Annotated in this window: 10 protein-coding genes; 2 read left to right on the top strand and 8 right to left on the bottom strand. The window is 70.9% G+C overall.

Going from position 1 to position 16505, the window contains the following annotated elements; translation table 11 throughout:
- Positions 1-204: 204 nt before the first annotated feature.
- From H504_RS0126155 to H504_RS0126125, 7 genes are all read right to left on the bottom strand, one after another.
- Complete coding sequence (locus tag H504_RS0126155) at positions 205-1677, bottom strand: neutral zinc metallopeptidase (RefSeq protein ID WP_026425186.1); 1473 nt, start codon at positions 1675-1677, stop codon at positions 205-207.
- 91 nt (positions 1678-1768) lie between these two features.
- Entirely contained in the window at positions 1769-3190 is a 1422-nt protein-coding gene (locus H504_RS37085; protein WP_245614463.1) for a neutral zinc metallopeptidase, read from the bottom strand.
- A gap of 60 nt (positions 3191-3250) precedes the next feature.
- Entirely contained in the window at positions 3251-5434 is a 2184-nt protein-coding gene (gene glgB / locus H504_RS37080; protein ID WP_051386284.1) for a 1,4-alpha-glucan branching protein GlgB, read from the bottom strand.
- A 6-nt stretch (positions 5435-5440) separates the two neighbouring features.
- The gene (locus tag H504_RS0126140) at positions 5441-5869 is read right to left on the bottom strand and encodes a CBS domain-containing protein (protein WP_026425185.1); all 429 of its coding nucleotides are present in this window, start codon (positions 5867-5869) and stop codon (positions 5441-5443) included.
- A gap of 136 nt (positions 5870-6005) precedes the next feature.
- Positions 6006-7367, bottom strand: a complete 1362-nt coding sequence (locus H504_RS0126135; RefSeq protein WP_026425184.1) for a maltokinase N-terminal cap-like domain-containing protein — start codon at positions 7365-7367, stop codon at positions 6006-6008.
- Positions 7364-9163, bottom strand: coding sequence for a maltose alpha-D-glucosyltransferase (treS, locus tag H504_RS0126130; protein ID WP_026425183.1), 1800 nt, complete (start codon positions 9161-9163; stop codon positions 7364-7366). The genes H504_RS0126135 and treS overlap by 4 nt, the downstream gene beginning before the upstream one ends.
- A 318-nt stretch (positions 9164-9481) precedes the next feature.
- Positions 9482-11449, bottom strand: coding sequence for an alpha-1,4-glucan--maltose-1-phosphate maltosyltransferase (locus tag H504_RS0126125; RefSeq protein ID WP_026425182.1), 1968 nt, complete (start codon positions 11447-11449; stop codon positions 9482-9484).
- 398 nt (positions 11450-11847) lie between these two features.
- Between H504_RS0126125 and glgP the strand changes: the two genes are divergently transcribed.
- The gene (glgP, locus tag H504_RS0126120; RefSeq protein WP_026425181.1) at positions 11848-14388 is read left to right on the top strand and encodes an alpha-glucan family phosphorylase; all 2541 of its coding nucleotides are present in this window, start codon (positions 11848-11850) and stop codon (positions 14386-14388) included.
- Between the two features lie 48 nt (positions 14389-14436).
- Here glgP and H504_RS0126115 read toward each other — a convergent pair whose 3' ends face one another.
- A complete protein-coding gene (locus H504_RS0126115) occupies positions 14437-15546 on the bottom strand; it encodes a hypothetical protein (RefSeq protein ID WP_157440643.1) in 1110 nt (369 codons plus the stop codon).
- A gap of 51 nt (positions 15547-15597) precedes the next feature.
- Here H504_RS0126115 and H504_RS0126110 point away from each other — a divergent pair, with 51 nt between their 5' ends.
- Entirely contained in the window at positions 15598-16194 is a 597-nt protein-coding gene (locus H504_RS0126110; protein ID WP_026425179.1) for a phosphoribosylanthranilate isomerase, read from the top strand.
- The last annotated feature ends 311 nt before the right edge of the window (positions 16195-16505 follow it).

Raw genomic sequence — 16505 nt, 5'->3', positions numbered from 1 at the left:
CCCGCCTGCCGGCTTAGGCCACCGCTTCCCCCAAACAAAACAACTTCACCACAACGGGCGGTTGGGATCGGCGGGTCCCGAGGCGCGCGGTGCAAGAGTGGCGCCTTGTCGATTTGGCGTGGTCTTTTTTGGGTGCGCGGTGCGGGTTGGTCGTGGTGGGTTGTGGTGCGGTGGTTTGTTGGGTGGCGGGGTGGGGGTGGAGGGCTAGCTGAATTGGGTGGCGCAGCCTTTGTCGCCTTCGTAGAAGCCGATGCGGAAGGATTCTACGCGGGCGAAGCCGGAGGGGACCTGTTTGCCGTTGACGTCGGCGGCGATGAGGCTGGTGTCTTGGAGGAGTTCGGCGACCGCTTCGTCCAGGTCGCCGACGGCTAGGCGGAGTTTGCTTTCCGTTGCGTTTCCGCTGAGGTCGGTGAACTTGGCCCAGGCGCCGGTGAGGCAGGCGGTGCGGAGGCCGGTTTTGTCGCCGTCGAGGGGGGCGCCGACCGATTTTTGGATGGCGAGGGAGTAGCGGGAGGCGATTTCGGCGAAGGCGGCGAAGTCGCCGATGCCTGCGCCGTCGACGCCGGGTTCCTGGCCCTTTTTGGGTGGGGTGGCGATCTTTTCCATGGTCTTGGCGTCGATCGCGATGGTGTTGTCGGCCTGGCAGAACGACACTGGCGGGGTGGACTTGCCCTGGGGGCAGGTGGCGCCGGTGTAGCTGATGGTGGGGGGCTTCTGGTTGTTGGTCTGACTAAGAGCTTCGTCGAGGCTGGTCTTCAGGAGGTCTTGGACCTTCTTGCTGTCGAACTGCACGTCGCCGTTGTGGGAGGTTTCCATTTCGGCTTCGGTGCGTTCCTTCTCGGCGACGCGGCTGTTGATCTCGTCCTGGTTCATCCGGGCGCAGCGGGTGGGGCCCTCGGAGAAACCTGCCTGGAAGGCGAAGACGCGGTCGAAAGCGAGGCCGTGGGCCCCTTGCTTACTCGCGGACAGGCCCGCGGGGTCGCGGATGAAGAACATCGTCGCCAGGACGTGGTTGAGGCCGGTGCCGGTGTTGATGTCGAAGTGCTTGGCCTTGCCCTCCGCGACCCAGCGGAAGAAACCGCCCGCGTAGCAGTCGGCCTGTTGTTCCTTGATGATCGTGGGGGTGTTCTGGGTGATGTTGCTCTTGGCGCCGAGGCGGAACTGCACGGCGTGGCCCATCTCGTGCGCCAGCACCGCCACCACCGACATCGGGCCGAACTGCTTGTTCAGCATCGGCAGCAGCACACCGCGGTCCCAGGCGACGCTGTCGTCGGCGTTGCAGTAGAAGGCGTTGACCAGGTCCGCGGTGCTCTGGCCGCACAGCTTGATCGCGGCGCCCTTGGAGTCGTAGGACGCGAGCCGCTTGATCGGGGCGAACTGCTGGCCGTCGAAGTCGGCGGGCATCCGCTCGGACCAGTAGTCGTAGATGTCCGAGAGGGCGTTGACGGCCAGTTTGTCCATGGTGCCGCCGTCGGCGTTCTCCACCGGCAGGGTGGCGTCCGGGGCGCCCCGGCGCGGACCGGACGGGCCGTTGTTGTTCACCGGGATGCCCGCCGCCGTCCCGGCGTCGATGTCGCCGACGCCGCGGGGGCGACCGGTCACCGGGGTGCCGCCGCAGCCACCGAGCAGACCCACCGCCAAAGCCAGAGCTACCGCGACCCGCGTCCGCGCACCCACAACCCGCACCACTTGACCCCTAGCCTCGAACCGGATCTCGCGGGTGCAGGGTAGCCGGGGGTCGGGCGGGGTGGGCGCGGTTCGCCCTAAGTCACGAAGCAGCGCACCCCTTGGCACTCTGCGTGAACCCGGTGCGGAACGCCCGAACCCGGTCGAACCCGGCGGCGGTGGCGGCGCCCTTGATGTCGCGGGCCGCGTAGTCGTAGTCGAGGAGGACCTGGACGGCCTCGTCGAGGTCGCCGGGGGAGAGGAACTTCTGGGTGGCGTTGAACAGCGACCCGGTGTACGCACCGGACAGGCACACCACCGCCTGCTGCGCCTGCGGCCCGTCCAGCGGCTGCCCCAGCGCGGCCCGGGTGGCCAGCGCCCAGCGGCTGGCGACCAGGGTGGCGGTGGCGAAGTCGCCGATGTCGGTGTGGATCTTGGGGAGCTCCTTGGCCGTGTCCACGTCCACCGCCTTGTCGGCCGGGCAGAACGCCACCGGGCCCTGCTTGCCGCCCTCGCAGGTCGGCAGGCCGGTGTCCTTCTTCATCGCGGGCGCCGCCCACTGCTTGCCCGCCGAGGTGACCACGCCGCCGAAGTACGTGTTGAGGCCGTCGGTGATCGAGTCGAGGATCTCGCTGAACTTCAGGTTGCCGCCGCTGGCCTGGTCGCCGGCCGAGAGGAACCCGGTCAGCGTGAACACCCGGTTGGTCACCGTCATCTGCGAGCACAGCTTGACGCCCTGCTCGTAGCCGTCCTGGAAGGCCGAGACCCGGTCGAACGCGTCGCCGTGCGCGCCGCGGTCGCCCTGCTCGGTGCCGATCGGGTCGCGGAAGCTGATCAGCGACTCCACCGCCTGGTCCAGCTTCTCCTTCGCGATGGACAGGTGCGCCGCCTTCCCGTCCACCACCCAGCGCACGAACGAGCCCGCGTAGCAGTCGGCCATCGCCTCGATCAGGATCGTCGGGTACTTGGCCGGGTCCGCCTTGCGCTCCTTGGCGCCGCTGCCGGTGCGCTCCTGCACCGCGTGGCCCATCTCGTGCGCGAGCACCAGCATCACCGACGCCTCGCCGAACCGGTCGCGCAGCACCGGCAGCAGCGCCGACCGGTCCCAGGCGATCATGTCCGACTCCGGGCAGTAGAACGCGTTGCCCTCCACGTCGGACGCGTGCTGCGCGCACGGCGGGGTCGGCGCCTGCTCGTCGGCCGTGTCGACCGAGTAGAAGCCGCCCTTGAGGTCGTCGAACTGCTTGCCGAAGGTGCCGGGGAAGGTCTGCCGCCAGTAGTCCTGGACGTCGGTGACCACGGTGGCGGCCAGCCGGTCGATCTCCCCGCCGTCGCCGTTGTGCACGAACGACGGGTCGACCCCGCTGCCCTGCCCCTGGTCGCCCTTGGCCACCACCGAGCCCTGGCCGACCGGCTGACCGGCGACGGTCGTGGTGCACCCGGCCAGCGTGCCGCCGAGCAGGGCGGTCACGGCCACCAGGACGGCCACGAGCGGGCGCGGCCTCCGTCGGATATGCGTGCGCACGTCGACCAGTCTGCCCCAGCCCCGCCCCGGACCGCCGTTGACCGGCCGGTCAACGCGCGATCACCGACCGATCTGGTCGTCGATGACCGTTTCGGGGGTGTCCTCGCGGACCAGCCACACGACGCCCTGCGGCGGTAGCTGCAGGACCAGCGAGGCCTGCCTGCCGTGCCAGTGCGCATCGGTGGCGATCACCGAGCCCAGGTTGCCGACCCCGGAGCCGCCGTAGGACTCGGCGTCGGTGTTGACGATCTCCCGCCAGCGGCCGGTGTGCGGCACGCCGACCCGGTAGTCGTGGTGCGGCGAACCGGAGAAGTTGGCCACGCACAGCAGTTCGGTGTCGCCGCCCTGGCGCAGGAAGCTGAGCACGTTGCCCGCCGAGTCGTTCGCGTCGACCCAGGAGAAGCCCTCGGGGCGGGTGTCGTCGAGGTAGAGCGCGGGCTGCTCGCGGTAGACCGCGTTGAGGTCGCGAACCAGCGAACGCACCCCTTGGTGCAGCGGGTTCTCGGTGAGCTCCCAGTCCAGCGACCGCGACTCCGACCACTCGCGCACCTGGCCGAACTCGCCGCCCATGAACAGCAGTTGCTTGCCGGGGTGCGCCCACATGAACGCCAGCAGCGCGCGCAGACCGGCCGCCTTGTTCCAGTCGTCGCCGGGCATCCTGGTCCACAGCGAGCCCTTGCCGTGCACCACCTCGTCGTGCGACAGCGGCAGCACGAAGTTCTCGCTCCACGCGTACACCAGCGAGAAGGTGACCTCGTTGTGGTGGTACGAGCGGTGCACCGGGTCGTGCCCGATGTAGCTGAGCGTGTCGTGCATCCAGCCCATGTTCCACTTGAAGCCGAACCCGAGGCCACCCAGGTGCGTCGGCCTGGTCACCCCCGGCCACGCGGTGGACTCCTCGGCGACCATCAGGGTGCCCGGGTGGTGCTTGTAGACGGTCGCGTTCAGCTCCTGCAGGAACCGGACCGCGTCCAGGTTCTCCCGGCCGCCGTGCTCGTTGGGCGCCCACTCGCCGTCGCCGCGGGAGTAGTCCAGGTAGAGCATCGAGGCGACCGCGTCCACCCGCAGGCCGTCGACGTGGAACTCCTCGATCCAGTACAGCGCGTTGGCGACCAGGAAGTTGCGCACCTCGGCCCGGCCGAAGTCGAACACCAGGGTGCCCCAGTCCGGCTGCTCGCCGCGGCGCGGGTCGCCGTGCTCGTAGAGCGGGCCGCCGTCGAACCGGGCCAGCGCCCACGAGTCGCGCGGGAAGTGCGCGGGCACCCAGTCCATCAGCACGCCGATGTCGCGCCGGTGCAGCTCGTCCACGAAGTGCCGGAACTCGTCCGGCGAGCCGAACCGGGCCGTCGGCGCGAAGTACGAGGTGACCTGGTAGCCCCACGAGCCGCCGAACGGGTGCTCGGCCACCGGCAGCAGCTCGACGTGGGTGAAGTTGTGCTCGGCCAGGTAGTCGCCGAGCTGGTCGGCCAGTTCCCGGTAGCCGAGCCCTTGCCGCCACGACCCGAGGTGCACCTCGTAGACGCTCATCGGCGCCTGGCTCCAGGTGGTCGCGTCCCGGCGGACCAGCCACTCGGCGTCCCGCCACTGGTAGTCCGAAGTGGACACGACGGAGGCGGTGGCAGGCGGGATCTCGGTGGCGAACGCCAGCGGGTCGGCCTTCTCGTGCCACGAGCCGTCGGCGCCGTGCACGCGGAACTTGTACCGGGTCCCCGGGGTCACCCCGGGCAGGAACACCTCCCACACCCCGGACGAGCCCAGCGACCGCATCGGGTTCGCCCGGCCGTCCCAGCCGTCGAAGTCGCCGCACACCCGGACTCCGCGCGCGGTCGGCGCCCACACCGCGAACGACGTCCCCTCGACCACCCCGCCGGGCGTCTCGTAGGACCGCACGTGCGCCCCGAGCACCTCCCAGAGCCGCTCGTGGCGGCCCTCGGCGAACAGGTGCAGGTCCAGCTCGCCCAGGGTGGGCAGCCAGCGGTACGGGTCTTCGACCAGTTCCGGCCCGGCGCCGTAGTCGACCTCCAGCAGGTACTCGCCGGGCACCCGGGCGAGGTCGACCGCGTACACGGAGTCGGCGATCTCGTCCATCTCGAAGCGTTCGCCGCCCGCGATCACGGCGACGGACTTGGCGTTGGGCCGCAGCGCGCGGACCACCGCCCCGCCCTGGCCGGTGGGGTGCACGCCGAGCAGCGAGTGGGGGTCGTGGTGCGCGCCTGCGATCAGCCGCTCGATCTCGTCAACCAAGAGGAATCAACCCTGGGAAATGTAGGACTGGAGCTGGTCGCGGTCGGCTTCCAGCGTGCTGATGTGGCTTTTCACGACATCGCCGATGCTGACGATGCCCGCGAGCTCACCGCCGTCGATGACCGGCAGGTGTCGGATCCGGCGCTCGGTCATGGTCGCGGCGAGGCTGTCGACCGTGTCGCCCGGCGCGCAGGTGGTGACCTCGGCGGTCATGATGTCGGTGACCGGGTCGGCCAACAGGGCCGGACCGCGCCGGGCCAACCCCCGTACAACGTCCCGTTCGGACACGATGCCCACCACCCGCCCGCCGTCGACGACAACCAGCGCGCCGACGTTGTGCCGGTCGAGCGTGGTGACCACGTCGCCGACCCGAGCTTGCGGATCGACCGTGGCCACGCCAGAGCCCTTGTCCCGCAAGACATCCGCGATTCGCACCGCGTTCACCCCGATCCTGGTCCGGTCTCCCGACAATCCCTTACCCACGATCAAGCCCACACCGCGAACGAGCCAACTCGATCAGGCTAACCACTCCGGGGAAATACCCGGAACCCCGGCCGGTTAAAAGCTCGCCCTACCGGGTGGCGGTCACCCGGTTGATGGCGGCCAGCGGGATCGGCAGCCAGTCCGGCCGGTTGCGGTGCTCGTAGCCGACCTCGTAGACCGCCTTGTCCAGCTCGAACGCCCGCAGCAGCGCCGATTCCGCGCGCGGGTCCTGGCCGACGGTGGCGTACCCGTCGCAGAACGCGGCCCGGTTGCGGTCGGCCCACTGGGCGGCCCTGGCCAGCCGCTGCTCGTCCGGGTCCTCCCCGGCCAGCAGGTGCAGGGCCGCGTAGTCGAACGACCGGAGCATCCCGGCCACGTCGCGCAGCGGGGAGCGGGTGCGGCCGCGCTCGGTGACCGGCGCGTCCGGCTCGCCCTCGAAGTCGATCAGCACCCAGCCCGCGGTGGTGCGCAGCACCTGACCGAGGTGCAGGTCGCCGTGGGTGTGCTGGACCCGGGTGGCGGGCAGGTCGCGCACCGCGTCGAACGCCGCCCGCAGCGTCGCCTCGTGCGCCGCCAGCTCGGGCACCTCGGTGAGCAGCGCGTCCAGCCTGCCGTGCATCTCGTCGGCGCCGTCGGCCATCGCCGCCGCGTCGACCGAGCCGGTGCCCAGCGCGGTCGCCAGGTCGGCGTGCACGTGGGCCACCGCGGCGCCCAACCGGTGCGCCTCGCCCGCGAAGTCGCCGCCCGCCTCGCCCGCGGACACCTCGACACCGGTCACGTCCGCCTCGGCGAGCAGGCCGCGCACGCTGGCGGTGGCGGTCGCCCAGCCCTCGGCGGCGTCGCCGAGGAACCGCTGGGCGAACCCGAGCACGGTGTTCTCGTTGCTGAGCACCGCGACCGGCTCGGCCACCTGGCCGCTGCCCGCGCGGGCCAATGCCCGGTGCAGGTCGACGTCGCGGTTCCGGCCGGGCGCGGGCCGCCGGTACAGCTTCAGGATGAAGTGCTCGCCGAAGACGATCGAGGTGTTCGACTGCTCCACCCCGATCGGCCGCGCCCGCTGGCCGATCGGGATTCGCACCCCCGGCTCGGGTTGCCAGTCCAGGCCGCCGGCCTGCGAGTGCGCCGCGAACAGCTCGGGCAGCCTGCTCATCAGCTCGGCGTCGTGCGCCGCGTCGTAGGCGCGCGAGCCGTCGTCGAGCCTGCCGATCACCGAGCCGCGCAGGTGCTCGGGCACCTCGGCGCCCACGCCGAGCAGCAGTTGGTAGCGCTCGCCGTCGGCGTCGAGCAGCACGTGCACCAGCGCGGGGTCACCGTCGATGACGACCGCCACCCGCTCCACCCGCACACCGCCGACGGCCCGCCCCTTGGCCGCGAACCAGCGCTGCTCGGGCAGCCAGGTCGCCAGGTCGGCGCTGAGCGAGTCGACGGCGGGCAGGGGTCGGGTGGTCACTGGGGCTCGCCCTCCTCGTGTGGTCGGGTGATCTGGAACCAGTAGAAGCCGTGGCCGGGCAGGGTCAGCAGGTACGGCAGCTCACCGATGGCCGGGAACCGGACCCCGCCGGTCAGCTCGACCGGGACACACCCATCGTGCTCGGAAAGGTGCAACTCCACCGGTTGGGGAAACCGGGACAGGTTGTTCACGCAGATCACGACGTCGTCGTCGTGGGTGCGCAGGTACGCCAGCACGCTCGGGTTCGACGACCCCAACTCCACGAAGTCGCCCAGTCCGAACGCCGGGTGCTCGGTGCGGACCTGCAGCATGCGCCGGGTCCAGTGCAGCAGTGAGGACGGGTTGTTCATGTGCGCTTCGACGTTGACCGCCTGGAACCCGTAGACCGGGTCGGCGATCGTCGGCAGGTACAGCCGTCCCGGGTCGCAGCGGGAGAATCCGGCGTTGCGGTCGGGTGACCACTGCATCGGGGTGCGCACGGCGTCGCGGTCGCCGAGCCAGATGTTGTCGCCCATGCCGATCTCGTCGCCGTAGTAGAGCACCGGCGAGCCCGGCAGCGACAGCAGCAGCGCGGTGAACAGTTCCTGCTGGTTGCGGTCGTTGTCGAGCAGGGGGGCGAGGCGGCGGCGGATGCCGATGTTCGCCTTCATCCGCGGGTCTTTGGCGTACTCGGTGTACATGTAGTCGCGCTCCTCGTCGGTGACCATTTCCAGGGTCAGCTCGTCGTGGTTGCGCAGGAAGATCCCCCATTGGGCGCCGGTGGGGATCGACGGGGTCTGGGCCAGGATCTCCGAGATGGGGAAGCGGGACTCGCGGCGGACGGCCATGAAGATGCGGGGCATCAGTGGGAAGTGGAAGGCCATGTGGCACTCGTCGCCGCCGGCGCCCGGGTCGCCGAAGTACTCGACGACGTCCGCGGGCCACTGGTTCGCCTCGGCCAGCAGCACGCGGCCGGGGAACTCGTCGTCGACGACCTTGCGGCAGCGTTTGAGGAACTCGTGCGTGCGCGGCAGGTTCTCGCAGTTGGTGCCCTCTTCCTCGAAGAGGTAGGGCACGGCGTCGAGGCGGAACCCGTCGATGCCGATGTCCAGCCAGAACCGCAGCACGTCGAGCATCGCGTCCTGGACTTCCGGGTTCTCGTAGTTGAGGTCCGGTTGGTGGGAGAAGAACCGGTGCCAGTAGAACTGGCCGCGCACCGGGTCGTAGGTCCAGTTGGAGGTCTCGGTGTCCACGAAGATGATCCGCGCGTCCGCGTACCGATCATCGGTGTCCGACCAGACGTAGAAGTCGCCGTACGGGCCGTCCGGGTGCTGCCGCGACTCCTGGAACCACGGGTGCGCGTCGGAGGTGTGGTTGAGCACCAGGTCGGTGATCACCCGGATGCCGCGCCGGTGCGCCTGGTCGAGCAGGTAGCTGAAGTCGTCGACGGTGCCGAACTCGGGCAGCACCGCGCGGAAGTCGGAGATGTCGTAGCCGCCGTCGCGCAGCGGCGACGCGTAGAACGGCGGCAGCCACAGGCAGTCGACGCCCAGCCACTGCAGGTAGTCCAGCTTGTCGGCCAGGCCGCGCAGATCACCCGTGCCGTTGCCGTCGGAGTCGTTGAACGCCCGGACGAGCACCTCGTAGAAGACCGCGCTCTTGTACCACTGCGCCTGCGGCGGCGCTGATCGCGCGTGGTGGAAGTCCCCGGCCTGCGGCTCGGTGAGGTGACCGTCGGCGGTCACCCCCTCGCCGGTGTGCGGGATGCCCTCGAGTCCCAGCGCCGCGTCGGGCGCGGTGGTGTCCTGAACCGTCATTCGTTCTCGCCCTGTCGCCGTGTGTCCGCCGTGTTTCCCACCGTCGCGTGTCCCGGCCGCGCTCAGTACAACCGGTACAGCGCAATGCGTACCACGTTTTCCAGCGATACGTCCGTACTGGTTGCCCGCACCGCGTCGCCTCCCGCCAACACCCCCGTGGGCACACCGGACCCGACTGTCCAGTGTGGGCGGTCGTGCCGGGTGGCACCCAGGGTGGATCAACCCGCCATGGACTGGGGTACCCGGTTCGGCGGTGATCCACGCCCGTGCGCGGCCACCTGTTCCCAGGTGGTGGGACGATCTACGCGATCCGGGCGACTACCGTCGGATGTGGACGATGTGCGCGACCGACGCCCACGGGTCGAGCCGGACGTAGTTCGCCCCACCCCACCGCCAGGTCTGCCCGGTCACCTCGTCGTAGGCCAGGTGCGTCGTGTCCGGGTTCAGGCCGAGGCCCGCCAAGTCGAGCCACAGCGTGCCCTCCTGCGGCGCGCTCGGGTCCAGCGTGACCACGACGACCACCGTGTCCCCGGTCGCCGGGTCGGTCTTGCTGTAGGCGATCAGCGCGTCGTTGTCCACGTGTTGGAACCGCAGCGTCCGCAACTGCTGCAGCGCCGGGTGCGCCCGCCGGATCGCGTTCAGCCGGGTCAGCCACGGCTGCAGCGAACGGCCCTGGGCGAGCGCGCCCGCGTAGTCGCGCGGTCGGAGTTCGTACTTCTCCGAATCCAGGTACTCCTCGCTGCCCGGCCGCACCGGCTCGTGCTCGTAGAGCTCGTAACCCGAGTACACGCCCCAGCTCGGCGCCATCGTCGCGGCCAGCGCCGCCCGGATCGCGAACATCGCCGGGCCGCCCACCTGCAGCGACTCGTGCAGGATGTCCGGCGTGTTGACGAACAGGTTCGGCCGCGCCTCGTGCGCGTGCGCCACCAGCTCCGCGCCGAACTCCGCCAACTCCTGTTTGCCGGTGCGCCAGGTGAAGTACGTGTACGACTGGGTGAAGCCGAGCTTGGCCAACCCGTAGAGCCGCGCGGGCCGGGTGAACGCCTCGGACAGGAACAGCACGTCCGGCGCCACCGCCTTGACCTGCCGGATCAACCACTCCCAGAAGTCCGGCGGCTTCGTGTGCGGGTTGTCCACTCGGAACACCCGCACCCCCTGCTCCGCCCACAGCAGCACCACCCGCAGCACCTCGGCGTAGAGGCCCTCCGGGTCGTTGTCGAAGTTGACCGGGTAGATGTCCTGGTACTTCTTCGGCGGGTTCTCCGCGTACGCGATCGTGCCGTCCGGGCGGGTGGTGAACCAGTCCGGGTGCTTGATCACCCACGGGTGGTCCGGCGCGCACTGCAGCGCCAGGTCCAGCGCCACCTCCAGGTCCAGCTCGCGCGCGCGGGCCACGAACGCCCGGAAGTCGTCGAAGGTCCCCAACCGGGGGTGGATCGCGTCGTGGCCGCCGTCGGCGGAGCCGATCGCCCAGGTGGAGCCGACGTCGCCCGGTTCGGCGTGCACGGTGTTGTTGGGGCCCTTGCGGTTTTCCTCACCAATCGGGTGAATCGGTGGCAGGTAGACGATGTCGAAGCCCATCGCCGCGACCCGGTCCAGTTCCGCGGTCGCGGTCTTGAACGTGCCGTGCACCGGCTTGCCCTCGGTGTCCAGACCACCGGTGGAACGCGGGAAGAACTCATACCACGACCCGTACAGCGCGGCCTTGCGGTCCACCCACAACTGCACCGGCTTGCCCTTGGTGACCAGCTCGCGCACCGGGTGCTCGGTCATCACCCGCCGCGCCGAGTCGGACAGCGCCTCGGCGATCCGCGCGGACAGCGGCGTCGACTCGTCGCGCAGCGCCCGCGCCGCCGACACGAGCAGCTTGCGCTCGGCCGAGCGGTCCGGCCTGCGACCGACCCGCTCCAGCAGCCGCGCCCCGGTCTCCAGGTCGTTGCCGAGCTCGTCGGCCTGCTGCCCGGCGGCCACCTTCACCTCGACCGTGTGCACCCACGTCGACCACGGGTCGCTCCACGCGTCCACCCGGAAGGTCCACAGGCCCTCGGTGTCCGGCACGATGTCGACCACCCAGCGGTCCGGTTCGAGGCCGTCGGGGAGCATCCGGGTCCGCCGCGCCTTCGCGTCGTGCGGGCCGCGCCAGGCCACCGTCGCCGCGACCGCGTCGTGCCCCTCCCGCCACACCGTCGCGCGCACCGGGATGTGTTCGCCCACAACGGCTTTGCCCGGGTACCGACCGCAGGACACGACCGGGGACACGTCATCGATGCCAAGCCGACCGCTCACCGGTCAGGCTCCTCTCCGTCGCGGGTGCTTGTCCCCAGTCTGCCGTGCGCGGGCCGATCCCACCCACCCGGGCGGGGGAGCGACCACGACCGGGGCACTCTGGTAGTACGCGTCGGCAGCCCCGCGCCGGCGGCGCTCGCGGGGACCGCACGGTGTGTACCCGCTCGCGGCCAACGGGAACCGTCCTGGGGCTGACGCGGGTGTTTCGCCCGCGTTTCAGTCCTGTGTGGTCACCCGATCGGCGGAGTCGACCGGGTGAGTGGTCTGCCGGGCCCGGCGGCTATCCGACCAGTATCGACTGATCAACCGGCCGCTGACCTGCGGAATCATCGGCGCGGGCCTGCGCGGCGGGTTGGCACGGCTTGCTCGATCCAGGCAGGCCAGTAGGGTCGGAGTCCGTGAAAGCCGTACGTCGATTCACCGTCCGCGCCGGGCTGCCCGCCCCGCTCGCCGACCTCGGTGTGCTCGCCACCAACCTCCGGTGGACCTGGCACCCGCCCACCCAGGACCTGTTCGCCGACGTCGACCGGGACGTCTGGGAGCAGGTCGGCGGCGACCCGCTGCACCTGCTGGCCCAGGTCCCCGCCGAGCGGCTGGAGCGGCTGGCCGCCGACGAGGGGTTCCTGGCCAGGGTCGGCGAGGTGTCCGACGACCTGCGCCGCTACCTCGGTGAGCCGCGCTGGTACCAGCGGCACGACACCGGGGGCAACGGCAGCAGGCTGCCCGGCTCCATCGCCTACTTCTCGATGGAGTTCGGCGTCACCGAGGCGCTGCCCAACTACTCCGGTGGCCTGGGGGTGCTCGCGGGCGACCACCTCAAAGCGGCCTCCGACCTGGGCGTCCCGCTGATCGGCGTCGGCCTGCTCTACCGCTCCGGGTACTTCCGGCAGTCGCTCTCGCTCGACGGCTGGCAGGTCGAGCACTACCCGGTGATCGACCCGACCGGGCTGCCGCTGGAACCGCTGACCGAGCCGTCCGGGGCGCCGATCCTGGTGCACGTGGCGATGCCCGGCGGCCGGGTGCTGCGCGCGCGGATCTGGCGGGCCCAGGTCGGCCGGGTGCCGCTGCTGCTGCTCGACTCCGACATCGAGGAGAACGCCGACGACCTGCGCGGCGTCACCGACCGGCTCTACGGCGGCGACCAGGACCACCGCATCCGGCAGGAGATCCTGGCCGGGGTCGGCGGGGTCCGCGCGGTGCGCACGTACTGCGAGCTGACCGGCACCCCGCAGCCGGAGGTGTTCCACACCAACGAGGGACACGCCGGGTTCCTCGGCCTGGAGCGGCTGCGCGAGCTGACCTCCGGGCAGGGCCTCGACTTCGACCAGGCGCTGTCCGCGGTCCGCGCGGGCACCGTGTTCACCACGCACACCCCCGTCCCGGCGGGCATCGACCGGTTCCCGGTCGACCTGGTGCGGCACTACTTCGGCGACGGCTCGCTGCTGCCCGGCATCGACCTGCGCCGGGTGCTGGCGCTGGGCGCCGAGGAGAACCCGGGCATGTTCAACATGGCCCACATGGGTCTGCGGCTGGCGCAGCGCGCCAACGGCGTGTCCCGGCTGCACGGCGCGGTCAGCCGGGACATGTTCGGCGGCCTGTGGCCCGGGTTCGACACCGGCGAGGTCCCGATCACCTCGGTCACCAACGGCGTGCACGGCCCCACCTGGGCGGCCCGCGAGATCACCGCGGTCATCGGCGACCCGACGGACGAGGGCTACCAGGGTGTCGACCCCTCGGTCGGCGACGGCCACCTGTGGGAGCTGCGCTGCGCGCTGCGGCAGCGGCTGGTCGACGAGATCCGCAAGCGGGTCCGGGCCGCCTGGCTGCAGCGCGGCGCGTCGGCGCTGGAACTGGGCTGGACCGGGTCGGTGTTCGACCCGAACGTGCTGACCGTCGGCTTCGCCCGGCGGGTGCCGACGTACAAGCGGCTGACCCTGATGCTGCGCGACGCCGAGCGGCTGCGCGCGCTGCTGCTGCACCCGCAACGCCCGGTCCAGTTGGTCGTCGCGGGCAAGTCGCACCCGGCCGACGACGGCGGCAAGGCGCTGATCCAGCAGATCGTCCGCTTCGCCGACGACGCGGGCGTGCGCCACCGGATCGTGTTCCTGCCGGACTACGACATGTCCATGGCCCGCTACCTCTACTGGGGTTGCGACGTCTGGCTGAACAACCCCATGCGCCCGTTGGAGGCCTGCGGCACGTCCGGCATGAAGGCCGCCCTCAACGGTGGCCTCAACCTGTCCATTCGCGACGGTTGGTGGGACGAGTTCTACGACGGCAGCAACGGGTGGGCCATCCCCACCGCGGACGGCGTCACCGACCCCGTCCGCCGCGACGACCTCGAAGCCGCCGCCCTCTACGAGTTGCTGGGCTCCCAGGTGGCCCCGCTGTACTACGACCGGGACCCCGAAGGCGTGCCGACCCGCTGGATGAGCATGGTCCGGCACACCCTGTCGTCGCTCGGTCCGCGCATCCAGGCGACCCGCATGGTCCGCGAGTACGTCGAGACGTCCTACGCGCCCGCGGGTGCGGCGGGCGCGTTGGCCCAAGCGGACGACTTCCAGGTCGCCAAGGACCTCGCCGGGTACCGCGACCGCCTTTCCGGTGCCTGGCACAGCATCCGGGTCGTCTCCTGCGAACTGGCCGTCGAGGACAACCACTCCCCGGTGATCGGTGAGATCGTCCGGGTCAACGCCGTCGTCGACCTCGCGGGCCTGCCCGGGTCGGACGTCGAGGTCCAAGCCGTCATCGGCCGGGTCGACGACACCGACGACCTCAGCGACGTGGTGACCGCGGTGATGCAGCCGACCTCGGATGGGCACTACACCGCGGAGTTGGCCCTGCCGCACGCGGGCGCTCTCGGTGTGACCGCCCGGGTCCTGCCCCGGCACGGTCTACTCGCGACACCCGCCGAACTCGGCAAGGTCGTCCTCGCCTGACCCGTTGTGGGGGCCGCTGATGTGCGGCCCCCACAACGGTTTCCCGGGCTACTTCCCCACGTCGAGGCGTTTCCTGGTCTCCACGACCCGCGGCCACCACGGCACGATCCGCTCCGCCTCGGCCAGAGCCGCGCGCGCCGCCCGGTTGTCACCGGCGACCATGTGCGCGCGGGCGAGGGTGGCCAAGTCGTCGGCGCGGCCGAGCCGGTCGTCGCAACTGTCGGCGGCCAAGCGCGCCAACCGGATCGCGGCCTGCGGCTCACCCACCACCAGCGCCCGCAACGCCCGGCACCCGTTGAGCTTGTACGCCGGGTACCCCAGCGTTTCCGCGTCGGCCACGGCCTGGTCCGCCGTCCCCAGCGCCAGTTCGCGCGCCACCTGACCGGACTCGATCGCCGTGTACGCCGCCCCCGCCAACGACGCGAACGAACTCGCCGCCTGCCGCGGCGTCTGCCCCATGTCGCCCGCCATCGCCATGATCTGCAGCATCGCCTCGGCGTACCGCCCCTGCGCCTCCAACACCAGCGCCCGCACCGCCGCCGTCGACCGCTCACCGGGGTGCCGGTCGTACAGTTCCCCCGCGAGCTCGGAAGCCGTGACCAGGTCCCCCTCCTGGACGGCGTCGACCGCCCTGGCCGCCAAGTCCTCGGCCTGGTCCTCGGTCTGCCGCCACAGGTGCGTCAACAACCACCCCGTCGACGTCGACCCCGGCCGCTTCCGCGGCACCAACGCGTACGCCACGGCACCCGTGCACGCGATCGAGAACCCCAGACCAACCCCCATCGTCGCCACCGCCGTCACCACCCCGGCCACCGCCGAACACAACGCCGCGCCCCACAACCGCCGCGGCGCCCGCCCCGCGCTCACCGCCACCGACAGCACCACCGGCACCAACCGGACCGCCACCACCCGCCTCGGCCTGGTCCAGTCCACCAGCCGCGGCCCGACCCCGACCACCACCCGGTGCACCCGCACCCCCAGCAGCACCGCCCCGACCAGCAACCCCACCTGCAGCGACAACAACCCCGCGAGCAACCCGACCAACTCCCCCACCAGCGCCAACGGCACCGCCCGCCGAAAAGCGACGGCGGCGACCACCACACCGGCGGTCAGAACGGTGAGGGGGTGGCGGACCACCCGGGTAAGACGCACGAGCAACAGACTCCCCGACCCCCACCGGGGTTCCGCGATCGGGGATAACCTCGTCCCATGTTCGTGAAGGTCTGCGGCCTCCGCACCCCCGACGACGTCGACGCCGCCATCGCCGCGGGCGCCGACGCCATCGGCTTCGTCCTGACCGAAAGCGCCCGCCAGGTCACCCCCACCCAGGCCCGCACCCTCGCCGCCCGAATCCCCCCCACCATCCTCACCGTCGGCGTCATCGCCGCCCTGCCCACCCCCACCGCCCTCGACATCACCCACGAGGCAGGCCTCCAAGCCATCCAACTCCACGGCCCCTATCCTCGCGCCGCCATCGAACAAGCCGCCGCCACCCCCTTCAAGGTCATCCGCGCCACCCACCACACCCCCACCACAGACCTGACCCCTTGGGGCGCGGACTACCTCCTCCTCGACTCCCCGACCGCGGGCTCCGGCACCCCCTGGAACCTGTCCACATTGCACACCCACCCACCCCAAGGCCCCTGGCTCCTCGCAGGCGGCTTGACGCCGGAAACAGTCGCCCAAGCCATCGCGGCCGCGAGACCGACGGGGGTTGATGTGTCATCGGGGGTGGAATCGAGCAGGGGAATCAAAGACCCAACCCTCATCCACGCTTTCGTCAAAGCCGCAAAAGCAACGCCCTGACAACCGACATCGCCCCACCCAAGACCTCACCCTCGCACCGCGCGCCTCGAAACCCCGCCACCCAATCAACGAAGCGCCACCCCCACCCCACGCGCCCCAAAAAAGCCAGCCCAGATCGACGAAGCGCCACTCCCGCACCGCCCCCCCGGAAACCGTCGTGCGGTGAAGCACCACGCATTCTTGCACCGCGCGCCTCGGGACCCGCCGACACCAACTGCCCGTTGTGGTGAAGTTGTTTTGTTTGGGGGGAGCGGTGGCCTAAGCCGGCTGGCGGGTAAGGCCACGCTTTCCAGTGGCCCCGCCTTTTAGCC

This window comes from Actinokineospora inagensis DSM 44258 (assembly GCF_000482865.1).
GTDB classification, from domain to species: domain Bacteria; phylum Actinomycetota; class Actinomycetes; order Mycobacteriales; family Pseudonocardiaceae; genus Actinokineospora; species Actinokineospora inagensis.
Note: the sequence above shows the minus strand (reverse complement) of the source record. Positions and strands in the feature narration are given on the sequence as shown.